The sequence below is a fragment of the Kosakonia sp. H7A genome (genome assembly GCF_003028445.1).
GTDB classification, from domain to species: domain Bacteria; phylum Pseudomonadota; class Gammaproteobacteria; order Enterobacterales; family Enterobacteriaceae; genus Kosakonia; species Kosakonia radicincitans.
This window is the reverse complement of the sequence record NZ_PYTZ01000002.1, coordinates 491840-516636: the sequence shown is the minus strand read 5'-3', so window position 1 is coordinate 516636 and position 24797 is coordinate 491840. Positions and strand designations below refer to the sequence as shown.

Here is a 24797-nt window from a genome sequence, read left to right as displayed (position 1 = left end):
ATGGTGCTACAGAGCCCCTAATGTTTCAACGAGTAGAAGATCTTTTCTGCCAGTCCTTGCGAGATACCCGGCACTTTTGAGATTTCATCAACACTGGCATTGAGCAACCCTTGCAATCCACCCATATATTTCAGCAGCATTTGGCGACGCTTCGGGCCTACGCCTTCGATCGTTTCCAGCGAGCTGGTGCTCTTCACCTTGGCACGTTTTTTCCGGTGACCGCTGATCGCATGATCGTGCGACTCATCGCGGATATGCTGGATAACATGCAGCGCCGGAGAGTCCGGCGGCAGGCTAAACCCCTCGCCTTCCGGCTCAAAGAACAGCGTTTCAAGCCCGGCTTTGCGATCGGCGCCTTTCGCGACACCCAGCAGCAACGGCTTGTGCTTATCCCACGGAACATCCAGCTCGGCAAAAACCGCCTTCGCCTGCCCCAGTTGCCCTTTGCCACCGTCAATAAGGATCACGTCAGGGATCTTGCTTTCTTCAATCGCTTTGCCGTAACGGCGACGGAGGACCTGGTTCATTGCCGCATAGTCATCACCGGGCGTAATACCGGTGATATTATAGCGGCGGTACTCCGCGCGTAATGGCCCATTGGTATCAAAAACCACACATGACGCAACTGTTTGTTCGCCCATCGTATGGCTGATATCAAAGCACTCCATCCGTTTCACTTCCGGCAGTTGTAACACGCTGGCCAGCGCGGCCAGACGCTGGTGAACGGTCGACTGCTGTGAAAGCCTGGTGCTCAACGCCGTGGCAGCGTTTGTGCGCGCCAGCTTCAGATAGCGTGCACGATCGCCGCGCGGTTTAGTCTGTACATTAACCCGGCGGCCAGCCAGCTCAGAGAGTGAATCGGCCAACAGCGTTCTGTCACTGAGATTGAAATCCAGCAGGATTTCGCCAGGCAGGGTTCGCATCTGGCTGCCCTGCAAATAAAACTGACCAACAAACGTTTCCACCACTTCGCCCAGCTCCGTACCACCAGGCACTTTGGGAAAGTAACTGCGGCTGCCGAGTACTTTCCCCTGGCGAATAAACAGCACGTGTACACAGGCCATGCCGGCATCAAACGCCACGCCGATAACATCAAGATCGTCGCCGGTGTTAGAGACAAACTGTTTTTCCGTGACCCGCCGTACCGCCTGAATCTGGTCGCGCACGCGCGCGGCTTCTTCAAATTCCAGCGCCTGGCTGGCCTTCTCCATGCGGGTGATAAGTTGCGTCAGCACCTGATCGTCTTTTCCGGCAAGGAACAAGCGAACATACTCAACCTGCTGTGCATACTCTTCTTCACTGACCAGCCCTGCGACACACGGCCCCAGGCAGCGGCCAATCTGGTATTGCAGGCACGGGCGGGAGCGGTTGCGATAAACGCTATTCTCACACTGCCGAACGGGGAATATTTTCTGCAACAGCGCCAGCGTTTCACGCACAGCATAGCCGTTCGGAAACGGGCCGAAATACTCCCCTTTCGCATGTTTCGCACCGCGGTGCATCGACAGACGGGGATGCGTATCGCCGCTGAGGAAAATAAACGGGTAAGATTTATCATCCCGCAACAAAACGTTATAGCGGGGCTGATAAAGCTTGATGTAGTTATGCTCCAGCAGCAGCGCCTCAGTTTCGGTATGCGTTACCGTCACATCAATCTGTTGGATTTGAGCGACCAGCGCTTCGGTTTTTCGTGAGGCAAGATTGCTGCGGAAATAGCTGGAAAGGCGCTTTTTAAGATCTTTCGCTTTACCAACATAGATAACGGTACCACCGGCGTCATACATACGATAAACGCCGGGTTTGCTGGTCACCGTTTTGAGGAAGGCTTTTGAATCGAAAACTTCAGTCACTGACTTAACAACGTCTCCGCATTACACAGACCATGGCGAATGGCGAGGTGTGTCAATTCGACATCACCGTGAATGTTCAATTTACTGAACATTCGGTAGCGATAGCTGTTCACCGTTTTGGGGCTCAGATGGAGTTGTTCAGAAATCTCATTCACTTTCTGACCCTTCGTGATCATCAGCATAATCTGCAATTCTCGTTCAGACAAACTGGCAAACGGCGAGTCCGTTTTTTCAGGTTCAATCTGGCTGAGTGCCATTTGCTGAGCGATATCAGAGGCGATGTAGCGCTGTCCGGAATGCACAGAGCGAATGGCATTCACCACTTCCTGTGGTGCGGCGCCTTTGCTCAGATAACCGGCTGCACCCGCCTGCATGACTTTCGCTGGCAGAGGGTTTTCCGTGTGAACGGTAAGCATAATGACTTTGGTGTCGACGTTAGCACGCGCAATTTTACGCGTGGCTTCAAGGCCGCCGATTCCGGGCATGCTCATATCCATCAGGACGACATCAACGGAATTGGCCCGACACCATTTGATGGCATCTTCACCGCAGTTGACTTCACCCGTGACTTTTATGCCTTTAACATCTTCAAGAATGCGTCGTATCCCTGCGCGCACCAGTTCATGATCATCAACAAGTAGTACGTTGATCAATGGAGTATCTCCGAAAAGAGGGATAACGCTGCTGAAAGCTAATTAAACGTATATTAACGGTTTTTCACCCAATAATGAAAGGTAAAATAACCCGCACTTTTCGATTTTGTTCTCGTTTCTGGAAATTAAGCTGTACAAGATGTGGAAAGTGTTTCCATGTTCTCAAGGCGTTGCGTAAGAAAGTCTAAACGGCATTTTTCATAAAGTTGCCAAAAAGGCTTTTACTTTCACAAGAATTATCTGAGCAACATGTAACAACAATTAACTACGCTTAAACGCGGTTTAAACATATATTCCTGGCTAATAGAAAATTCTGATATTCATTGCAAAAAGTTTAATCTAATAAACCAGACAATAACGATCAAAAAACAACCACTGCATTCTTTTGGCCGGGTTGTGGTATACTCCGCCGCTTTGACAGTGACCGTCGCGCAACGGCGCGGCTACATAACGAGGAAAATAAATTGAGCACACCTGATTTTTCCACTGCTGAAAATGCAAAGGATCTGGCGCAGGAAGTCGCTTGCCTGAAATCATTGTTGACGCTGATGTTGCAGGCAATGGGCCAGGCGGATGCGGGCCGCGTCATCATTAAAATGGAAAAGCAAATTGAACAAATGGAAAATGAAGCTCAGGCAGCGGTATTTTCCAGCACTGTTAAGCAAATTAAACAAGCTTACCGCCAGTAATAAAAAACCGGCTGGCAGGTAACCTGACAGCCGGCTGCTTTCTGATTCGTCGCAGTGAATAATCAAATCATTCCGGTCGCCGCAGCATAACAGGCAATCTGCGTTTTATTCGGCGCATTGAATTTCTTCTGCATATTCTTCTGGTGAAAATTGACGGTATTCTCAGAGATCGACAAAATCATGGCGATTTCCGCAGAGGTCTTGCCTTCCGCCGTCCATTTCAGTATCTCGCGTTCACGCTTACTGAAGCGCATCTCCGGCGTCAACACCATCTGATCTTCCAGTCGAGTCAGCGCCAGCAGACTGAGCTGCACCAGCGTCTGCAACCGCAGTTCAATCTCATCCTCAGGCATCATTTTACCAAGCAGGCTGCTACGCGAAACCGAGAGAAAACCCAGCGCATGATTAGGCAGCATCAGACACTGCGAGATCCCCTTTCGCAGGCCATGATCCCGCGCAGCATCCCACAATACCATCGCATCCTGGAAGAGCTTGTCATTCCAGGGCAAATGTCCCTGAATGAAATTTTCGGCTTTAAGCACCGGATCAATGGCAAAGTAATTCTCCGCCTGATACTGCTGCATCCAGGCCTGCGGATACGTCGTTTCAACGCTAATCCTCGGCCGGGTAAAGGGCACTGGGTGGCGAACGCACAGTGAGAAATAATCAAACTCCAGCAGCTGTGTCTGCCGCTGTAACTCTGTATAAACGTCCTTAGCCGCTGTCATCTCCTGGAAGCGCGACATCATTTCGCGTCGCCAGGTAAAAAATTCTTTGTCCTGCATACCGACCGGTAATACCCCTGGTTTTAATAATCATTATTATGTATACATTAAGCTAACACATAAAACTTAATTATAAATATAAAATATCGGCTAATGTGGAAATAAGTTGCAGAGGCTGCCGGATTTAACGCTGGCAACCTACAGGAAAAACTGCGCGGCTATTGGATAATTGCAGGGATATACGCGAAAAATAGCCGCAGCATCGGCACGCCATTAATTCCGCCCAAAAAAAATTTAGGTTAAGGTCAATTAACGCAATTCAGCAAACAGGCAGGCGGAATCGCGCCGTGTTTATTGCATCAGGAATTTTTCCAGAAACTGCCGGGTGCGTGGATGTTGCGGCTGGGAAAACAGCAGTTTCGCCGGCCCCTGCTCCACAATGCGCCCCTGATCCATAAAAATCGCCCTGTCCGCGACATCGCGGGCAAAACTCATCTCGTGGGTCACTATCACCATGGTGCGTTTCTCCTGCGCCAGTTGGCGAATGGTGTTCAGCACTTCGCCAACCAGTTCAGGATCGAGCGCAGAGGTAGGCTCGTCAAAAAGGATAACATCAGGACGCATCGCCAACGCGCGGGCAATCGCAACGCGCTGCTGCTGGCCGCCGGACAAACGACGCGGAAAACTCTCTTCTTTCCCCTTCAGCCCCACTTTTTCCAGTAACTGACGCGCCCGCGCACAAGCCTCTTCTTTCGCTTCGCCCTTCACGATCACCGGCCCTTCAATAATGTTCTCCAGCACCGTACGGTGTGGAAACAGGTTGAAGTTCTGGAACACGAACCCGACATGCTGGCGCAACTGGCGGATAGCCTTTTTCTGTTCGCCTGGAGATCGAGAGGTATCAATGGTGATTGCCCCCACGCGGATCGTCCCGCTTTCCGGCTGTTCCAGCAGATTAATACTGCGCAACAAGGTGGTTTTACCGGACCCACTAGGGCCGATAATCGCCACCACTTCCCCCTCCTGTACCTCCAGATCGATACCGTGCAGGACGGTTTGTCCGTGGAATTTTTTCACCAGATTTTTAACGTCGATAGCACTCATTTTGCATCACGCTCCTGACGGTTAAGCTGGTTTTCAAAATAGTTCTGCAACGTGGAAAGCACAGTCGCCATGACCCAGTAGATCAGCGATGCCGCCAGATACATGGTGAACACCTCCAGCGTGCGTGAGGTGATCAGTTGCGCCTGACGAAACAGCTCCGGCACCTGAATAGTTGCCGCCAGCGAAGTATCTTTGACCAGGCTGATAAAACTGTTACTCAACGGCGGTAGCGCCACGCGAGCAGCCTGCGGAAGGATCGCGCGGCGCAGCGTTTGCCAGGACGTCATGCCGATACTGGCGGCCGCTTCCCATTGCCCCTTATCGATAGACGAGATGGCGGCTCGCAAGGTTTCCGCAGCATACGCTGCCGTGTTAAGCGAAAGCCCAATCATTGCCGACGGGATGGGATCCAGCTCTATGCCAAACTGCGGCAGGCCGTAATAGATCATAAAAAGCTGTGCAATCAGCGGCGTACCGCGAAAAATCGAGATATAAAAGCGTGCCAGCCAGCGTACCGGCAGCAGCGGCGACATTCGCATCAGCGCCAGCACAAAACCGAGCAGCAAACCAAAAAACATGCCGCCAATACTCAATTGCAGCGTGAACACGGCCCCCTTGAGCAGATAAGGGGCGGAATCGATAACTAGCTGTAAGCTCTCTTGCATCAGAATGCTGCCTGCGGATCAGATATGCGGATGGTAGGCGAAGAGCGCTGGCGCGCCGCCGGTATGAACGAAAAGGATCGGGCCATCGTCTTTAAAACGCTTCTGCTCAATGCCATCGAGCAAACCCGCCATCGCCTTACCGGTATAGACCGGATCGAGCAAAATCCCTTCCAGACGCGCCAGCAGTTTCACGGCTTCCATCCCTTCATCATTCGGCATGCCATAACCCGGCGCAAAGTATTCATCCCACAGCACAATATCGGCATTCGCGCTGATCTCCAGATCGTGGGCGATCGCCTGCTGCAAGGTTACAACTTTGGGTTTTTGATCCACCACGCTGCGCGAAACGGTAACGCCAATTAACTCGACCTCCGGCAGCAACTGCTCCAGCCCGACAGCAAGCCCGGCATGCGTTCCGGCACTGCCGGAAGCCACCACCACCGACGACAGCGCGACCGCGCCTTCGCATTGCTGGGCAATTTCCAGTGCGCTTTCGACGTAACCCATGGCACCCAACGCATTAGAACCGCCGACCGGAATCACATACGGGCGAAAGCCCTGCGCCTCGACCCGCGTCGCAAGCGCCTCCAGTTGCGCAGCCGGATCGGTCAACGCATCGCACATTTCAATTTGCGCATTGAACAGATCCAGCAGCAAGCGGTTGCCATTGCTGAGATAGTTTTCTGCCTTCGTACCAATAGGATTTTCCAGCAGCGCGACACAGTGCAAACCCAGTTTCGCCGCCACTGCGGCGGTCTGGCGCACATGGTTAGACTGAATCGCGCCTGCGGTGATCAGCGTATCCGCGCCTTCACGTAGCGCATCAGCAGCAAGAAACTCCAGTTTGCGCAGTTTGTTGCCGCCCATCGCAATCGGCGTCACATCATCACGTTTGATGAAAATCTCGCGCCCAAGGTAATCGGACAGGCGCGGCAGGTACTCCAGCGGCGTCGGTGCGCCAATAAATTCAAGACGCGGAAAGCGGGTCAGGTTGTGCAAAGACATAAAACCTCCGAAGACCGGATAACGTTGTGTATTGTTTTTATTATGCACATTTACAGAGATGAAATAAAAAAGGCGCTTTTTTAAGCGCCTTTTTTAACGAGGAACGATCACTTCGTCACATCTGTTCCAAACCATTTTTCCGACAGCGCTTTCATCGTGCCATCTTTTTGCATATCGGCGATTGCCGCATCAATTGCCTGCAACAGATCTTCATTACCCTTGCGCAGCGCCACACCGGCCTCCTGACGCGAGAACGCATCACCAGCCACTGCCAGAGTATCTTTAGTTTTTTTCACCAGATCCAGCGCTGCAAGGCGATCCACCAGTATCGCATCGATACGGCCAACGCGCAGATCCTGGTATTTCGTCGGGTCATCATCATAGGTACGAATATCGACGCCCTGAACGTTCTTGCGCAGCCACTCTTCATAGTTGGTGCCCAGGCCAACGCCGACTTTTTTCCCTTTCAGATCGGCTGCGGTTTTAATGCCCGCTTCATTGCCTTTTTTGACCAGCGCCTGGATACCAGAGACGGTATAGGGCGTGGAGAAATCATATTTTTTCTTGCGTTCATCGGAGATGGTCACCTGATTGATCACCACGTCGATGCGCTTCGAGTCCAGCGAGGCCAGCATACCGTCCCATTTCGTCGGTTTCAGAGAGGCCTTCACGCCCAAATGCTTCGCCAGCGCATCGGCAAATTCCACTTCAAAACCAGTCAGCTTGCCATCATCGCCCTGGAAACTGAACGGCGGATACGTGCCTTCCAGACCGACTAACAACGTGCCGCGCTCTTTGACTTTATTCAGCAGGTTTTCTGCGGCGAATGTTTTCGCGCTTACCCCCGCCACCAGCGTGACGGCCATAACGGCCATCAGCGCCCGACGTCCCAGAAGTGCTAGTTTCATAGTTACCCCGATAAAAGAATTGGCTGCAGCAGTGCATTGCCTGGAAAAACGTAATCACAAGCAATGACTCGCCACATGTTATTCTTTTTTAATATATATCAGATCTCGCGCCGACAGCCATTTTTTGCATCGGCGTAAAACGCATCTGCGTCTTAAACTGAGCATATTTGCGCAAAGCGATCCGATAGTTATTGGTGCTGGTCGCGGGTAACCATGGCTCCAGGTTTTCGTCGAGGAACCCTTCATTGAGCAAATCACGGGAGATGTTTAACTCGCTCAGATGATTGCCAAGCCGGCGCAGACGCACGACATACTCGCGCACCGTACCGTGGCTCATCTCAGTCTGTTCGAAGAGATATTGTTTGAACCCGATGATATCGAAGAAATCGCTCTGCTCTTTGCAGTGCAAATCCCCGCAGAAACGACAGAGTGCAACCCACTCTTTTTGCTCTTGTTGCCAGGCCGCTTCATCCAACAGCATATCCAGCCGGGAAATCGCAATTTTGTTTACGATTTCGCCCCGGCGGACCAGTGTGATGCGGTCGAGCAACTTATGGCAATGAGCGCAATGCGTCTGGCTGTGTTTAAAGTCTTTAAGGTAGCGGCTTAGAGGCCGTCTTTTAGGTTGCTGCACCGTCATGATAACTCCTGGTTGTCAATGCGTTGTTCGGCATTTACCAGGGGCGATGCAGGATCACCAACCTATAACTTACCCAGCTTGGTGCGTAAGCGCTTAATAGCCTGACTATGGAGCTGGCTTACCCGCGATTCCCCTACTTCAAGAACAGCGCCAATCTCTTTGAGATTGAGCTCTTCCTGGTAGTACAGCGTCAGGACAAGTTGTTCACGCTCCGGGAGAGATTCAATAGCTTCCATCACCCGGTGACGCAAATTACTTTCCATTAGCTGGAATAACGGGTTTTCCTGTTGATGATCGTCAGTCACCAGCTCGATACTATCGCCGTGCTCTTCCCGCCATTCGTCATAGGAGAAAAGCTGGCTATTGTTAGTATCGAGCAGCATCTGACGGTATTCCTCGACAGGAATCCCAAGGCGCTGCGACACTTCTGTTTCCGTCGCGTTACGCCCCAGTTCTTGCTCTAGTTGCCCCATGGCCTGCGCCACTTCGCGGGCATTACGCCGGACGCTGCGCGGCACCCAATCGCGGCTGCGCAATTCGTCCAGCATCGCCCCACGAATACGCTGCACTGCGTAAGTGGTAAATGCCGTTCCTTGCAGAGCGTCGTATCGGTCTACAGCATTCAGTAGACCGATACCGCCCGCCTGTAGCAGGTCGTCCAGTTCCACACTCGCCGGCAATCGCACCTGTAGGCGCAATGCTTCGTGACGCACAAGAGGTACATAACGCTGCCACAGCGAGTGTTTATCCATTACACCTTCAGCGGTATAGAGTGAATTCACGATAAACAGCCCTGCGTTAATTGAGTTATCGGCATGATTATCCGATTCTGGAGTGGTTTTAATCGGATGAATAGTGGGTGAAATGGGGGGTTATTTGCCTTTATAACGCCCCACGTTTCGACGGCAATGCATATAATACTCGCTCAAAAGCCAGCGCCGGATGGTGTCCGCGCAGGAAAAATCGATAATCATCTGAAATATTGTAGATAAATTGAAACATCGCGATCGTTTTTTTACTTTTGTGATTTACGCCGGTGTTTTGCTCGTCCGACAAAATTCTCTGCTTGCGCCCCAATGACCACAATTTTCGCTGCGTTTTTAACATATTGCTTTCCGGTATCATCAGAAACGTCTCACCAGCATCAACACAATAATAAACGTACGCTTCATCACCTTGTAGGAATGCTAAACCTTCTGACAAACAAGGGCTTGTAGAAAAAGATCTACCAGAAATCTCCCTTAGCGCATCCACACCCTGAAGCGTAAAAAACAATCTGGTTGTCATGGCTTTTATGCCATCGGGAAAATGACAAAATTCACACAGCAGCAGTTTGTTTTTCTGGCAAAATTCCGCGGCGTAAAGCGTAACGATATTTCTATCAATCAATGAGTATTCACCCTGCAAAATACTTTCTCCATTCTTACTACTCGCACATCTAATTCGATGCGGGCATAGCAGACAGTCAGAATGTAATTCCCAGGCAAATCTCTTTGCATCGCACGATCTAACTCGATGATATTATGACCATAAAGCGTATAACCAGCAGGACATGGTTTCGCCTTTATTGCTTCATAATCGACCGTCTCGCTTTTACGGAACAAAAATGTCTCCGCTTTTTTGCGCTAAATAACCCGCAGGTCATCATCCGGCACGCGGACATTCACTCTATTTCATCGATAATATCTATAAATCGCTTTTGCCTTTGCCAATTATGCATACACAAAAGCGATTTCAGGGCGACGTTAAAAGGCCAATCACAGCACTATTTTTTGCTGCGCAATCGCACTTCTGTTCGCGCTTTCCAGGAATGACAATCCCTGCAATGCGGTGGCAGAGCCAATCGCATAGCCGTTTGCTTCGCCACGCAAAGCGGCGGCGATATCGCAGTAGTAGTTGGCAAAAGCTTCAATAAAACCGGCCGGGTGACCGGCTTTAAAGCGGCAGTAACGATCCAGATTGGCAATGGTGTTATCACCCGCCGTGCGATCGACAATACGCACATTGCCGTGAATATCAGCGAGTCGCAGATACTCCGGCTCCATCTGCAACCATTCGGCGCTGCCTTCCGTACCATAAATGCGGATCCGCAAACCGTTGCGAAAACCGAGCGCGGCTTTACCGTACCAGTAGTTACACACCATATCGTCGGTATAACGTGAGATGATATTGACGGTGTCCACCACGTTCGGCACACGCGCAAACGTACTGTTGACGGCGTAAACATCCAGCGCCTGTTTGTCGGTGAGAAACTCCACCAACTGGTGCACATGAACCCCGAGATCCAGCGATACCGTCGGGATTTCGCCGTCCACTTGACGCCAGAGTTGCGGTAACGTCACGCTGCCATCATTGCGACAACGGCTAAAACCTTCCTGCGGCATTTCGACCATCACCTGCTGAATTCGCCCAAGCCCGCCGCTCAGCAGGCGCTGGCGCAGTTCTCGCACCATCGGATAGCCGGTATAGTTGAACGTCACATACAACGGGCTATTAACCTCATCAACCCGCTGCTGAATCTCTTGCGCATCACCTACCGTTGCCACCATCGCCTTCTCGCAGATGATCGGCAATGGATACTCCAGACACGCCAGCAAAATGTCGCGGTGCGCAGGCGTCGGCGTCAGCACCACCACCGCATCAAGGCGCTGATGCTCTTTTTCCAGCATCAATAGCGCATCCTGATAAATCGCGTGATTCTCCAGCCCCCAGGCGGCTCCTGTTTGCTGATTGATGCTTTCATCACGGCTGAAACATCCCGCCGTCAACTGGAAGTGCCCGTCCATCTGGCTGGCGATTTTATGTGTCATGCCGATAGCGGAATTGATACCGCCACCGATGAATGCAAGGCGCAAAGGCTTGGCCATAATCCAGTCCTTAAATCGTTTTAAAAGAAAAATAGTTTTTGAGCTGTGGCGTCAGCCGCGCCAGTTCGGCGAAATCCTCAAACTCGGCAAAAACCAGCCCCGCCCTGTCGCGCGGCGCGGGCAGCAGAGGATCGCCGGGTAACTTCAGCGGGATAGTCTCAATAATTCGCGCCGCCAGCGGAGCAAAGCAATAGCCAACAAAGTGACTTTCAGCATCGCCGGAAATGGTATGCCGGGCGATGGCTCGTTGATGCTCGGGCCGACGCACACTGAATGCGGATTCGCGGCCAATAAAGGGAGCGACAAATCCGGCGGAATAGGCTTCACCGGTGGATAATTCAATCAGACGCGAATAGAGATCGCCCGGGCAACGGCGGGTTAACTCAATCAGCCAAAAATCGTGTTCATTGGCAATGAACTGGGTATGCAGTAAGCCATCAACGAGTTGCAATTCCCGCACCAGCGTCTGCATGCATTCGCTGACGCGATCGCGCATCGCTTCAGCGAGCGTCAGACTCAGGCTACTGCTGTTCACCTGCCAGGGATAAACGGTGCAATATTCGTCGACGAAAAATTCACAGACAATCTCACCGCCGCGAATAAATGCCGAGTGGCTGTATAACGCGCCTTCGCAGAAGGTTTCGATGACGCAGTGGCCATTACGGGAAGCGCTGCGTGCCAGGTCAACCGCTTGCGGCAAGGCGCCCGCCTCGCGCACCAGCGTAATACCGATCCCGCTATAGGCATCAATCGGCTTAACCAGTAGCGGGAAAGGCAAATCACGCGCCGCTTCCGGTTCGTTAACCGCGCGCGGAATCGGATAGCCTTTCAGCTCTGCCCAGGCGCGGAAACGATCTTTAAGAAACAGCGTGTCGCTGACGTCCGGCGTATCAAAACCGGCCAGCCCGAGTTCGGCAGCCACGCGGCTACCGGTCAGATAAGAGACATCGGTTACGCCGGGCAAAATCGCCGTAATCTTCTGTTCGCGCGCCACCGCCAGCACTGCGTCTGCGTCTGCGTAATTCTGCACATGCGCAATATCAGCGAACTTCATCCCCGCATCCTGCGCTTTGCCGCTGCACACCAGTGTGGTAAAGCCCGCAGCTTTGACCACCTGCTGCAAAGGTAGCGACGCAAATCCGGCATCGAGGATCATCGCCGTTGCTGGCTGGCTCATATGCCCCCCGCAGAAATCATAGCGACATTGTTTGCGACAGGGAGCGCCATACGGCGGATAACATCCACAATACGCTGCTGATCTTCCCGCGTAAGCCCAGGGTAGATCGGCAGGCAGAGTACTTTCTCAGCGATATCGTTCGCGCAGGGTAAATGCTCTTTCTGTGAGGTCGCAAAACCGCGATACATGCTGAAGGAGCTAATTAGAGGGTAGAAGTAGCGACGGGTTAAGATGCCTTCGTTTTTCATCGCTTCATATAACGCATTGCGGCTGATGCCAAACTCAGGTTCAATCAGCACCGGACAATAGGCGTGGTTCCAGATCACATCATCGGGGACGTTAAGCAGGCTAAGCCCTGCAACACCATCGAGCAGCTCAAGATAGTACTGATACAGCGCCTGGCGTTCGGCCAGCGCCTGATCAATATGTTTTAACTGCAACAGACCGAATGCCGCTTCCACTTCATTCATTTTGGCGTTGATGCCGGGCGCAACCACGCGGGTTTCACCGGCAAAACCAAAGTTTTTCAGGTAGTCGATGCGTTGCTTCGTCCGCGCGTCATGGCAGATAATCGCGCCGCCTTCGAAGGTGTTAAACACTTTCGTGGCATGGAAGCTGAGTACCGAAAGATCGCCGTGATTCAGGATGCTGACGCCGTTTTTCTTCACGCCGAATGCATGCGCGGCGTCATAAAGCACTTTTAAGCCGTAAACATCCGCCACCTGCTGGATCTTCTCCACGTCACAGGGTACGCCATAACAATGCACCGGCATGATCGCCGTCGTCTGCGGCGTAATCAGCTCTTCAACGCGTTCCGGGTTGATGTTGTAGGTCAGCGGGTCGATATCCGCAAAAACGGGCGTCAGGCCATTCCACAGCAAGGTATGTGAGGTAGCGACAAACGAGTAAGGGGTGGTAATCACCTCACCCGTGATACGCAGCGCCTGGAGTGCCGTCAACAACGCCAGCGTTCCATTGGCGAACAGACAGACATATTTCACACCCAGATATTCCGCCAGCGCTTCTTCAAGTTGCTGGTGGAATGTCCCGCCATTGGTGAGGATGCGGTTCTGCCAAATCTTTTCCAGATAGGGAATAAACTCTTCCAGAGGCGGCAACAGAGGGCTGGTGACGAAGATGTTATTGTCCATAAAATGAACCTGAACAAGCCAGAGATGACTTTGATGTTACAGGCACCAAAGTGAATCTATTGGGTAAACAAGGGGCATTTCCCATGCCAATTAAGCCCGCAAGACACCAGCCTCCCTTTGCTATTATTGGCCGAGATAAAGAAAATCCGTGAAATTTCACGCCTGAGAAACCAGGCCGTCATCACCTCGTTGCCGCATCGCGCGTTGATGCGCTCAAACTGCTGCCCGCATAACGGAAAAAAAATGAACGAATACGCTTTGGTGAGTATCGTTATCCCGACTTACAAGCCCGAATTCTTCGCGACAACGCTCGCCAGCGCGCTCAATCAGAGTTGGCCAAATTGCGAAGTCATTATTTATGACGACAGTAACGACGACACCATTCGTCTCACCTGCGAGCGTTATGCATTAACGACCAAAACGCCTATCTACTACACCAAAAATAGCGTCCGTTTATGGGAAGAAGGCAACGTGCTGGCTGGCGTGCGTCAGGCCAGCGGTAAGTACATTAAGTTTCTCTACGATGATGACATTCTGTTCGAACACGCTATCACCCGGCTCGTTGCAGCGCTGGAATCCTCCCCGGGCAACAGCATGGCTTCCGCGCGTCGTGTTCGCGTTGATGAAGATGGCACCCCGCTGGTCGATATTACGGCGACCGCCTTCCCTTTTACCGCCGATGTGATTCTCGATGGTCCGGACGTGGTGAAGTTTTTCGCCGACCATCCGGTGAACTTTATCGGTGAGCCCAGTTCCGTGCTGTGCTATCGCGAGGATCTGATCTCTTTCGGTGATGACCTCTTTACCCTGCTCGGCGAGAATCTCTACTTCCTGACCGATATGACGCTGTATCTGAAGTTACTGCGCCTCGGCAACCTGGCCTTTGTCGCCGAAACGCTCTCGGCTTTCCGCGTCTCAGAGAACCAGAGTAGCCAGCTCGTGCATACCGGGAAATATGGCGATGTCATTAACAGAACCTATACCCGAATGCCGCAAATTGTCAGAGAACTGGGCTGGTACAGCGGTAATAAAGAAGAGAATGAAAAGGTCAAAGTCGCGCTGATGCACGGCGAGCAGCGTTTCCAGACGGAAAACCTGCTGCATGCACTGCATAACTCTCTACAAGTCTCCGTGCGCCGGTTCTACAGCAACAAAATCAACAAATGGCTCGACGAACGCCGCCTGCAACCGCAGTTCCGGCCGCTGGTGGAAGCTTTCCAACAGGCGCGCAACACGCAGCAAACGTTAACCGTTTTTATCTCGCAGTACGGACATCATCCTGATGCTGTCACGTCAACACTGCAAAGCCTGCAACGCTACGCCGGGTTTGGGCTGACGCTAAATCCGGTGGTCATCACGGAGCAGAGCGCCGCTCTTCCTGCGCCGACGCTCATCGTGCGACAAGATAATCAGATTGGTATCATCAATCAGTACATCGCCAGCCAGCCGTCTGACTGGGTGATGTTCATGGATGCTGGTGAAGTGCTGCTTGAGAGCGGCATGCTGATGTTCGATCTGGCGCTGGATGGCGCCTCCGCCTGCGATGCGATTTATGGCGATGAGTTCTACATGCAGAACGGCGAAATTGTCACCACGGCGATGCGCCCGGATTTCAACCTCGATTTACTGCTCAGCTACCCGGCAGAGATGGCTCGCCACTGGATTTTCCGCAGTGAAGCGATTCTGGCAGCGGGTGGGTTTAACCCGACGTATCCGCAGGCCTGGCAGTTCGAGTTTATTGTTCGTCTGATTGAACAAAAAGGGATGGGCTTTGCTGGTCATCTGCCGGAACCGTTTGTGGTTGGCCATCCGCCAGTGCAGGTCAGCCAACCGGAAGAACAGGCGATTTTAACCCAGCATCTGCACAATCGCGGCTATGCACAGGGTACGGTAGTGGCTACGCATCCGGGGCTGTATGCCCTGCGTTATAACCATCAGCAACAACCGCTGGTCTCGATTATTATCCCGACCAAAGATCAGCTTACTATTCTGAGTACCTGCGTCACCAGCCTGCTGGAGAAGACGCGTTACCGGAATTACGAACTGCTGATTGTTGATAACAACAGCGAGACCCCGGAAGCATTGCAGTGGCTGGAGGGGATCTCAACTATCGATCCTGAACGCATTCGCGTATTGCGCTATCCGCATCCGTTTAACTATTCCGCTATCAACAATATGGCCGCACGGGAAGCGCGTGGTGAATATCTGGTATTGCTGAATAACGATACGGCAGTGATCAGCGAAAACTGGCTGGATCATATGCTGAATCATGGGTTACGCCCGGAAGTGGGGATCACCGGCGCGAAACTGCTCTACCCGGACGGTAAAGTCCAGCATGCGGGCGTGGTGCTGGGGCTGCGTGGCCCGGCGGATCATCCCTTTATCGGCAGCGAAAACAACCGCGCCGGTTATATGAATCGTCTGCTGGTTGACCAGAATTACAACGTGGTCACTGCCGCGTGTCTGTTAATCCGCAAATCAGTCTATGAACAGGTCGGCGGGCTCGATGAAGAGAACTTCACTGTCTCCTATAACGATGTCGATCTGTGCCTGAAGGTGCGTGAAGCGGGCTATCTGACAGTGTGGACACCGCATGCACTGGTAATGCACGAAGGCAGCGTTAGCCAGAAGAAGGTCGATAAGACCGTGCAGGAGAAAAAACGCCAGCGCTTTATGGCCGAGCAGGACGCCATGTACGCCAAATGGATGCCGCTTATCGCCAACGATCCGGCCTATAACCCTAATCTGTCGCTGGATGGCGCGGGATTCCAGTTTGAAGCCAGCAGTAATAAAAGCTGGCAGCCGTTGCACTGGAAGCCGTTGCCACGTTTGATCGCCTTTCCATTGCAAAGCCAGCCCGGCAGCCGGTTGCGCCTCGATGCGCCGTTAGCATTACTGAATAACGCGGGAGTCGTCGAAGGGCAAATTAATTATCATCCCAGCACCTATACCGATATCAGTCGTTTTGCGCCAGATGCACTGATCGTCCATCGGCAAATCAGTGATGGCGCGCAGGAGTGGTTGCGTCGTCTGCCGCAGGCAGCATCGGTGTTTAAAATCTTCGATCTGGATTGCTGGTTGCCTGGCTTACCGGTCAATGCCGAGGAACGTAACGATCTGCCACAGGATATTTTCGCCGCGCTGCGCGGTACGCTGGCGCATGTGGATCGCCTGATCGTCGCCAGTAACGAGCTGGCCGAACAGTGCGCAGGGCTGCACAGCGACATCCGCGTGATGCCAACGCTACTTTCGCCACAGCAATGGTCGGGGTTATCCAGCCAGCGTGGCATGGGTAAGAAACCGCGCATCGGCTGGTGCGGAACCGCGGCGAATACCGGCGATCTGGAGCTAATTCATAAACTGGTCAGCCAGTTAGCCGATCGGGTTGAATGGGTGTTCTATGGTTACTGTCCGCCTTCCCTTCAGGAGTGGGTCAGCGAATTCCATGCCCAGGTTCGCCCGCAGCATTTTGCGAAAAAGCTGGCCAGCCTGAATCTCGATCTCGCCGTGGAACCGTTGGCCGATACGCCGTGGAACCGGGCGCTTAGCCCGGTACGTCTGCTTGAATATGGCGCCTGCGGTGTGCCGGTGATTTGCAGCGATATCATCAGCACACAGAGCATTGCTGGCGTTACGCGCGTCGAAAATCGCGCAAGAAGCTGGCGCGAAGCCATTGAAAACCATCTGCTTGATGCGGCGATGGCGGCACAACTTGGCGATAATTTGCGTCTGTACGTGCTGGAAAACGGTATGTGGAACGGCGAAAGCCTGCTGCGCCAGGCGCAACTCTGGTTACCGGATTAATGTTTCTCCGGGCATAACAGCCGATGGCAACAAAAAAGGCGCTTCGCAGCGCCTTTTCTTTTACTTGTCGGCCGGTAACCAGCCCTGACGCCAGTCATCGAGCCCGGCATCCCGCAGATACCAGTCGCTGCGCACGGCGGCACGCAGCGCATCACCCTGCCGCTCGCGCAACGCCGGATCGTGAATGTACGCCTGAATCGCGTTCATCCAGTCTTTAAAGCGGTTCGCCACCAGCGTCACCGGCAGATTGCAGCGATAAGGCTCAATGTCGGTGGCGATGATCGGCACGCCGCAGGTGCCAATCTCCAGCAAACGCAGGTTGCTCTTACATTCGTTGAACTGGTTGATTTCCAGCGGCACCAGCGCCAGGTCGAGATTCAGGCTGGCCAGTTTCTCCGGGTACATTTCAAACGGTACACCGGGGTGGAATTCGCAAAGCACGTTGCGCGGCTTCATGCCCATAAACACCCACTCCACCTGCCCTTCCAGCTCTTTGATCAGCGGCAACAGGATCTCCAGATCGCCAGTATGCGAGCTGCCTCCGGCCCAACCGACGCGCACTTTTTTCCCGGTTCCACGGGCGCTGAGCAGGTGATCCCACTGATTCGGTGCCAGGCGGTTTTGCGCAATGCGAATATCACTGTGGAACCGGCTGTAGGCTTCAGCCAGCGGCGCAGTAGAAACGACAACCCAGTCGGCGGTGTCCATCACTTTGCGGAAGTTTTTCAGCATCTGCGGCGGGAAGTGCTGACGGTTACCGTTTTTCATCGGCACGTTCAGCAGGTAATCATCATATTCCAGCACGATTTTCGCGCCGCTGACATCGCGTAACTGCTTCATGATATCCGGGAAGCGGCTGCCGGTGATCAGCTCAAGCAGAATGACATCCGGCCGCATTTGCGCCGCTTCCATCAGGCCGGGAATGGTGTTCGTCAGCCCGCCTTCGATCATCAAATGGCGTTCCAGCGCTTTGAACGGTTGCATCACCCGGTGATGGCCGCCACCGACCCAGTTGATGTGATGGGCTAACACCACCGGCAATGGGCGGCCAGGCAGCGGCTGGTGCAACCGCGCAATACTTGCGCTCAGCGTGAAGGCTTTGCCCATCTTCTGCATCAGCGGATGGTACGAAGGTTCATTCAGTAACCCCTGCTGCCACTCACCGCGCAGCGTCGTATAGTCCTGCAACAACGGACGCTCCTGCACGCCAATTTTGTTGCCGAATAAACGTGTCGCGCCGCCCATATGTTTCACGCGGGCGTAAGGCGTCCAGACATTGAGATATCCCTGCTGCTGCGCGCGCAACCCCAGATCCACATCGGCGAAATAGAGGGGATAACGCTCCTGGGTAAAGCCGTTTAAGGAGAAGAAAACTTCTTTACGCACCATCATGCAGGAGGCGCTCACCGCAGCCAGGTTACGCGGCGTTTTCAGAAAGTGCTGAAAACCATTGCTCTGCCCGTCAGCGCCATCGAAGGCGACATCAACACCGTGCTGCACGCCGACTAAATAGCCGCCATGTTGAATGCGGCCGTCCTGATACTCCAGTCGCGCGCCCACCAGCCCCACTTCCGGGCGCAGCGTATGTTCAAGCAGCGCATCCAGCCAGTTACCGTCGATAATTTCGCAGTCATTATTGAGGAATACCAGCACATCGCCACGCGCTTGTTGCGCGGCGGCATTATTGATTTCAGCGAAGTTAAAGGGCGCGTCGTAGCGCAGAATGCGCACCTGATCGAGCCCCAGCGCCGCCAGATCGTTGAGGAAACGGCAGGCATCCTCCTCCACCGACTGGTTATCAACGATCAGCAGCTCATAGTGCTGATAGAGGGTCTTTTCCATCAGACTTTCAATGCAGCGCTTCAGCAGCGCAAAGCGATCGCGGGTCGGAATAATGATCGACACCAGCGGCGTCGCCTGCCACTGATAGCGCAGGCGTTTAATGTTCTCCGCTAATCCCTCTTCCAGCGTGGCGTTAATCCCCAGCCGTTGCAGATGCGCCAGTAACGCCTGCTCGCATTCAGCGACCACGTCTGCGGCCTCGCTCCAGTGGGTTACCGGATGCGGGTTTTCCACCAGCACTTCCGCCACACGCCCCACGGCGCCTGCACCCTGCCCTTCGACAAAGCGCCACAGCAAATCGATATGCGCCGCGTGGGGATAATGACCGCTGAATCCACCCACCTGCAAGGCAATTTCCCGCGAAAAAAGTACCGTCTGACCGATATAAGGCACACCGCGCAACAGATCGATATTGACGCCTGGACGCAGGGTGAATACCGGTTCGCCGTTTTCCGCCCGCGTCATTTCATCACAGTAAAACAGCCCGGCATTTTGCTGGTTCATACGTTGCTCAGCAAAACGCAGCAGCGCGTCGTCACGCAACGTAAAACCTGCGGGGATCAGCAACATCGCTTCGGCGCTACGCGCTTGCAGCAGCGCATTGGCCGCAGCAGGCCATGCGGTATCATCGGCAATCACATCAAGACTGACGGCCGTCAGCGACTGGCTTTCCACCGACGCCCGCGTGCGTGCGCTGGCCTGATTGTCACCAAGGATAATCACGCCAATGCTGGCTTTATCCGGGTACGCCCGGGCAAAAGTGAGCAGTGCTTCCCGCCGCGCTTCGCTGATCTGGCGATCGTCCAGCCAACGGGTAAAGGAGTAATCGGAGGTTTGCTGCTGTGCCAGCACCGCTTTACTGTGAAAATTAAGCGCATAGCGGGATTTTTCATCAAGCTGGCGTGTCTTCGCTACCAGCGGCGCATTTACGATGGCATCCAGCGCGGTCTCCAGCGACCATTTCGCCGCCAGATCCGCGCGCTGCGCCTGAGTCCACGCCAGTGCGCTGGCGTAGCCGCTTTGCAGCATCTCAACCCACTCATCGGCATCCGGGCAGTTGCGCAGCGACAGCGCACAGAAATGCTCGGCTTCATGGCGGGCGACGTTCGCGTCGTTCAGATAGCCTTCGACATAGCCCTCGTTCACCAGGAACAGCGGGATCCCCAGCGTCAACGCTTTCGCCACGCTATCATCATTGCCGATCACGACGTCATAGTGTTCCAGCCAGGCCGGATCGATGCGCTGCGCTTGCTGGTTAAGATCCAGCCAGTCTATCTGAACGCCAGCTTCGCGGGCACGCTGCTGTACTTCGTACATCTCCGCCGACATTTTCGGCGCAATGTAGACTGCGCGCGCCAGCGTCGACGATTCGCGGGTGCGCACATACTGGCTGAAACGCGCCGGAACCGTCCACGGCAAGTTTTTCAGTTGAGTGCTTTCCACACCGGTTTGCAGCAGCAGCGCGGAAGTGCGCGGCGAGAGATCAAGCGTCAGCGCTGCGAACTGGTTTTCCAGCGCCACGCCCCAGGGAATATAGAGATCGTTATAGTCGTTGAAATGGCGGAAAATCATCGCGCCGCGGAGACGTTCAGTAGCGATCGCATCGAGCAGTTTATCGCTGAAGAAACCGCGATAGATCCAGATAACATCATATTGCGTGTCTGGCTCACCCTGCTGGTCGGTCACCAACCCAAAGCGCCCTGTCGCCTTCAGGCGATCGATCTCCGCGTTCAGTGCCTTTCCTGCACTACTGGTGATGACATCTACCCGCCAGTTCTGTGCCAGCAGCACATCGGCAATATCGAGTAATTCGTTGGTATGGGGCGTAAAGGCGTCAAATTTATCAACGCTAATTAATAGGCTTCGCATCTCTCATCCTCAGCACGCCGGGCCTGTTGGCCGGGGCTATCAAAGGGCGTTTCTGTCGTTATGCAATATTGTGGGGGAGTAAGGAAAGATCGAGAGGAAAAACAGCCAGTAGAAAAGGCGCTATATCTGACGATTGGACATAAAAAAAGGCATCCGAAGATGCCTTTTTTAATCCGTTGCGAATTAACGCAGCAGGGACAGCATGGTCTGCGGAACCTGGTTGGCCTGAGCCAGTACGGAAGAACCGGCCTGCTGCAGGATCTGTGCGCGGGACATGTTCGATACTTCGGTCGCGTAATCGGAGTCCTGAATACGGCTACGAGCAGAAGTCAGGTTGCTCACGGTGTTGTTCAGGTTGGTGATGGTGGATTCGAAACGGTTCTGGGATGCACCCAGCAGGCTGCGCTGGGAGTCAACCGCTTTGATTGCCGCATCGATATCTGCCAGCGGGCCGCCGTTGGTGCCGCCAGTGGCATCAACAGTACCGCTCAGTACGTCGAAACCTTCAGCCGCAGTCGCACGTGCGTTGCCGTTAACCACGCCACCGGTAGACGCTGTTGCGCCTGTCGCGTTGTACAGGTTGTAGGAATCCGAAGAATCCAGGCTGATGGAGATGGTTTCGCCGTCTTTTGCGCCAACCTGGAAGTTGTAGCTGCTGGTACCGGAACCGGTGTTCAGCACTTTGATGCCGTTGAAGTCGGTCTGGGTGGTAACGCGGTTAACTTCTTCCATACGCTGGTTAACTTCAGCCTGGATGGAGTCGATGTCAGAAGCAGAGTTGGAGCTGTTCTGCGCCTGAACGGTCAGGTCACGGATACGCTGTAAGTTGTTGTTGATTTCGCTCAACGCGCCTTCAGCCGTCTGCGACAGGGAGATACCGTCGTTGGCGTTACGGGCAGCAACGGTCAGGCCGTTGATGTTGGAAGTAAAGCGGTTAGCAATCGCCTGGCCAGCAGCGTCGTCTTTCGCGCTGTTGATACGCAGACCGGAAGAGAGACGCTCGATCGCAGTACCCAGGGAAGCCTGAGACTTAGTCAGGTTATTCTGAGTCGTCAGCGACAGGGTGTTAGTATTAATAACAGCCATGATAATTATCCTTCATTGAGAAATTTATATTCCGGTATGCGCCAGCGGCTTCATCACCGTCAAAATTGTTATCGACGGGGGTAATAAACTCTTTAGCGATTTTTTTATTTTTTTGCGGCGCCAGGTTTTTAACGCAAAAAAAAAAGGCGCCGACAAGCGGCGCCCTTCTTTATTACTAATTTTGCGATTAACGCAGCAGGGACAGCATGGTCTGCGGAACCTGGTTGGCCTGAGCCAGAACAGAAGAACCGGCCTGCTGCAGGATCTGCGCGCGGGACATGTTCGATACTTCTGTCGCGTAATCGGAGTCCTGAATACGGCTGCGGGCAGACGTTAGGTTGTTCACGGTGTTGTTCAGGTTGGTGATGGTGGATTCGAAACGGTTCTGGGACGCACCCAGCAGGCTGCGCTGGGAGTCAACCGCTTTGATTGCCGCATCGATATCTGCCAGCGGGCTACCGTCGACAGTACCACCGGAGCTTACAGTACCGCTCAGTACGTCGAAACCTTCAGCCGCAGTGGCGCGGGCAGTACCGTTGATGGTCTGACCGGTGGTCTGGAAGGTTGCGCCAGTGGCGTTGTACAGGTTGTAGGAATCAGAAGAGCTGAGGCTGATAGAGATGGTTTCGTTGTCTTTCGCGCCAACCTGGAAGTTGTAGCTGCTGGAGCCGGAACCGGTGTTCAGCACTTTGATGCCGTTGAAGTCGGTCTGGGTGGTAACACGGTTGATCTCTTCCATACGCTGGTTAACTTCAGCCTGGATGGAGTCGATGTCAGAAGCAGAGTTGGAGCTGTTCTGCGCCTGAACGGTCAGGTCACGGATACGCTGCAGGTTGTTGTTGATTTCGCTCAACGCGCCTTCAGCCGTCTGCGACAGGGAGATACCGTCGTTGGCGTTACGGGCAGCAACGGTCAGACCGTTGATGTTGGAAGTAAAGCGGTTAGCAATCGCCTGGCCAGCAGCGTCATCTTTCGCGCTGTTGATACGCAGACCGGAAGAGAGACGCTCGATAGCGGTACCCAGAGAAGCCTGAGATTTGGTCAGGTTGTTCTGAGTCGTCAGCGACAGGGTGTTAGTATTAATAACAGCCATGATGTAATTCCTTTAAATAAAAAAGTTATCAGATTCAGGCATCTGCCTACGGCGTTCTTACCGTCTTCCAGGTTATCGACCGTCACTGACCAACCTTTAGAGAAAAACTTTAATTTTTTAAAGCCACAAACTGCCCGCTATTCTTTGGCTTTATTTCGCCATTGCTTTAAAAAAAAACCTCTAATCTTTTCGCAGTCGCTGCCGATAATCCACACAGTGATTGTCTAAAACTGAAGGATGAAGATATGGCAAGTATTAGTTCGCTCGGCGCAGGCACAAGCTTGGATCTGAACACGTTGTATGACAATTTGCAGACAGCTGAACAAACAAAGCTGACGCCAATTACCACTCAGCAGACTTCGTATAAAGCCAAGCTGACAGCCTGGGGCGTGGTGCAAACCTCCCTGACTAAGCTGCAAACTGCTGCTAATGCGCTGAAAGATACGTCAAGCATCGCATCGACAAAAGTATCCAGCACTAACACCGCGTTCACTGCTACGCTGGCCAATGATGCCGCGGCGGGAACTTACTCGGTCGAGGTGTCTTCGCTGGCAGCTTCTCAATCTCTGCTCAGCCCGAAAGTGGCCAGCAAAGATACTGATTTAGGCGACAGCAGCCTGAGTTCTCGTACCATTACGATCACTCAGCCTGGGCAAACGAATCCGATGACCGTGACGCTGAACAGCGATCAAACCAGTCTGTCGGACATTCGCGATGCCATTAACAAACAGCAAGGCAGCGTAACTGCGAGCATTATTAAAGCAGATGACAACAGCTATTACCTGGCACTGACTTCACGTGACAGCGGTACGGCTAACCAGATGACGATCACCACGAATGATACGCAACTGGCACAGTACATCAGCTATGACTCGACGAATACCAGCAGCGCGAGCAACGTGATGACACAGCAGGTTGCTGCGTCTGATGCGAAGCTGAAAATTAACGGGATTGAAATTACCCGCAGCAGCAACACGATTACAGATGCGCCGGAAGGTGTCACGCTGACGCTGAATAAAACCAACGTTGGCAGCCCGGAAACGTTGACGGTAACCAAAGACAACCAGCCGATGACCGACGCGATTCAGGCGTTTGTTGATGCCTACAACTCGCTGCAAACGACCATTGCTAACCAGACCAAATATACAGCAGTGGATCAGGGCAGTGATTCGCAGGACAGCTCGAACGGCGACCTGCTGGGCGATGGTACGCTGCGCAACATTCAGACGCGTCTGCGCTCTATGTTGTCGTCCTCTCAGAGTGACGGAGGAAGCTTCTCCATTCTGTCGCAATTGGGTGTGACTCAGGATACGACCGGTAAGCTGACCGTTGACAGCACCAAACTTAATAAAGCGTTGAATGAAAAGTCAGCGGACGTGATCTCTTTCCTGTCCGGCGACGGTAAAACCACCGGCTTCGCCACGCAGGCAAGCAACCTGCTGGACGATTTTTTAGGTACCGATGGTACCGTGCAGAATGCGACCGACGGGATCAACAAAACCCTGAAACAGCTGTCCGATCAGTATGACCAGGTCAATGATCAGATCACCGCAACCATGGCGCGTTACAAAACACAGTTCACCAGTTTAAGTCAGCTGGTTTCTTCTCTGACGACAACCGGTAACTATTTGACCCAGCAGTTCAATGCTATGAGTGCATAAACCATCAG

Annotated in this window: 19 protein-coding genes; 3 read left to right on the top strand and 16 right to left on the bottom strand. The window is 53.3% G+C overall.

Going from position 1 to position 24797, the window contains the following annotated elements:
• Positions 1 to 17: 17 nt before the first annotated feature.
• Both uvrC and uvrY read right to left on the bottom strand, forming a co-directional pair.
• Positions 18 to 1850, bottom strand: a complete 1833-nt coding sequence (uvrC, locus tag CWM66_RS10420) for an excinuclease ABC subunit UvrC (protein ID WP_007371532.1) — start codon at positions 1848 to 1850, stop codon at positions 18 to 20.
• Entirely contained in the window at positions 1847 to 2503 is a 657-nt protein-coding gene (gene uvrY / locus CWM66_RS10415) for a UvrY/SirA/GacA family response regulator transcription factor (RefSeq protein WP_007371531.1), read from the bottom strand. Before uvrY ends, uvrC begins: the two co-directional genes overlap by 4 nt.
• Positions 2504 to 2967: 464 nt before the next feature.
• On the opposite strand from uvrY, the gene CWM66_RS10410 reads away from it, so the two are divergent.
• Positions 2968 to 3192, top strand: coding sequence for a DUF2594 family protein (locus CWM66_RS10410; RefSeq protein WP_007371530.1), 225 nt, complete (start codon positions 2968 to 2970; stop codon positions 3190 to 3192).
• Positions 3193 to 3254: 62 nt separating this feature from the next.
• On the opposite strand, the gene sdiA is transcribed toward CWM66_RS10410, so the two are convergent.
• The 11 genes from sdiA to CWM66_RS10355 all read right to left on the bottom strand — a co-directional run bounded on the left by sdiA (position 3255) and on the right by CWM66_RS10355 (position 13434).
• Positions 3255 to 3977, bottom strand: coding sequence for a transcriptional regulator SdiA (gene sdiA / locus CWM66_RS10405; protein ID WP_007371529.1), 723 nt, complete (start codon positions 3975 to 3977; stop codon positions 3255 to 3257).
• A 291-nt stretch (positions 3978 to 4268) separates the two neighbouring features.
• The gene (tcyN, locus tag CWM66_RS10400; protein ID WP_007371528.1) at positions 4269 to 5021 is read right to left on the bottom strand and encodes an L-cystine ABC transporter ATP-binding protein TcyN; all 753 of its coding nucleotides are present in this window, start codon (positions 5019 to 5021) and stop codon (positions 4269 to 4271) included.
• The gene (gene tcyL / locus CWM66_RS10395; RefSeq protein WP_007371527.1) at positions 5018 to 5686 is read right to left on the bottom strand and encodes a cystine ABC transporter permease; all 669 of its coding nucleotides are present in this window, start codon (positions 5684 to 5686) and stop codon (positions 5018 to 5020) included. Before tcyL ends, tcyN begins: the two co-directional genes overlap by 4 nt.
• A gap of 18 nt (positions 5687 to 5704) precedes the next feature.
• The gene (gene dcyD / locus CWM66_RS10390; protein WP_107146617.1) at positions 5705 to 6691 is read right to left on the bottom strand and encodes a D-cysteine desulfhydrase; all 987 of its coding nucleotides are present in this window, start codon (positions 6689 to 6691) and stop codon (positions 5705 to 5707) included.
• Between the two features lie 107 nt (positions 6692 to 6798).
• Positions 6799 to 7599, bottom strand: a complete 801-nt coding sequence (gene tcyJ / locus CWM66_RS10385; protein WP_035887547.1) for a cystine ABC transporter substrate-binding protein — start codon at positions 7597 to 7599, stop codon at positions 6799 to 6801.
• Between the two features lie 88 nt (positions 7600 to 7687).
• Positions 7688 to 8239 (bottom strand): flagella biosynthesis regulatory protein FliZ, encoded by a 552-nt coding sequence (gene fliZ, locus CWM66_RS10380; protein ID WP_007371524.1) that lies wholly within the window; start codon positions 8237 to 8239, stop codon positions 7688 to 7690.
• Positions 8240 to 8301: 62 nt separating this feature from the next.
• Positions 8302 to 9021 carry an RNA polymerase sigma factor FliA gene (locus CWM66_RS10375; protein WP_007371523.1) on the bottom strand — a complete coding sequence of 240 codons (720 nt, stop codon included), beginning with the start codon at positions 9019 to 9021 and terminating at the stop codon, positions 8302 to 8304.
• Positions 9022 to 9121: 100 nt separating this feature from the next.
• Complete coding sequence (locus CWM66_RS28745; RefSeq protein ID WP_139201252.1) at positions 9122 to 9646, bottom strand: hypothetical protein; 525 nt, start codon at positions 9644 to 9646, stop codon at positions 9122 to 9124.
• A gap of 350 nt (positions 9647 to 9996) precedes the next feature.
• Positions 9997 to 11106: a Gfo/Idh/MocA family protein gene (locus CWM66_RS10365; RefSeq protein ID WP_107146616.1), complete on the bottom strand. Its 1110-nt coding sequence runs from the start codon at positions 11104 to 11106 to the stop codon at positions 9997 to 9999.
• 10 nt (positions 11107 to 11116) lie between these two features.
• The gene (locus CWM66_RS10360; RefSeq protein WP_107146615.1) at positions 11117 to 12283 is read right to left on the bottom strand and encodes an acetyl-CoA carboxylase biotin carboxylase subunit family protein; all 1167 of its coding nucleotides are present in this window, start codon (positions 12281 to 12283) and stop codon (positions 11117 to 11119) included.
• The gene (locus CWM66_RS10355) at positions 12280 to 13434 is read right to left on the bottom strand and encodes a DegT/DnrJ/EryC1/StrS aminotransferase family protein (protein WP_007371518.1); all 1155 of its coding nucleotides are present in this window, start codon (positions 13432 to 13434) and stop codon (positions 12280 to 12282) included. The genes CWM66_RS10360 and CWM66_RS10355 overlap by 4 nt, the downstream gene beginning before the upstream one ends.
• Positions 13435 to 13677: 243 nt before the next feature.
• Between CWM66_RS10355 and CWM66_RS10350 the strand changes: the two genes are divergently transcribed.
• Complete coding sequence (locus CWM66_RS10350) at positions 13678 to 17238, top strand: glycosyltransferase (protein ID WP_158262944.1); 3561 nt, start codon at positions 13678 to 13680, stop codon at positions 17236 to 17238.
• Positions 17239 to 17298: 60 nt separating this feature from the next.
• Here CWM66_RS10350 and CWM66_RS10345 read toward each other — a convergent pair whose 3' ends face one another.
• The 3 genes from CWM66_RS10345 to CWM66_RS10335 form a co-directional block, all read right to left on the bottom strand.
• On the bottom strand, positions 17299 to 20949 hold the full coding sequence (locus CWM66_RS10345) for a glycosyltransferase (RefSeq protein ID WP_107146613.1): 3651 nt from the start codon (positions 20947 to 20949) through the stop codon (positions 17299 to 17301).
• Positions 20950 to 21132: 183 nt separating this feature from the next.
• Complete coding sequence (locus CWM66_RS10340; RefSeq protein WP_107146612.1) at positions 21133 to 22035, bottom strand: flagellin; 903 nt, start codon at positions 22033 to 22035, stop codon at positions 21133 to 21135.
• Positions 22036 to 22222: 187 nt separating this feature from the next.
• A complete protein-coding gene (locus CWM66_RS10335; RefSeq protein ID WP_107146611.1) occupies positions 22223 to 23128 on the bottom strand; it encodes a flagellin in 906 nt (301 codons plus the stop codon).
• 245 nt (positions 23129 to 23373) lie between these two features.
• Here CWM66_RS10335 and fliD point away from each other — a divergent pair, with 245 nt between their 5' ends.
• Positions 23374 to 24789, top strand: a complete 1416-nt coding sequence (gene fliD, locus CWM66_RS10330; RefSeq protein ID WP_007371512.1) for a flagellar filament capping protein FliD — start codon at positions 23374 to 23376, stop codon at positions 24787 to 24789.
• The last annotated feature ends 8 nt before the right edge of the window (positions 24790 to 24797 follow it).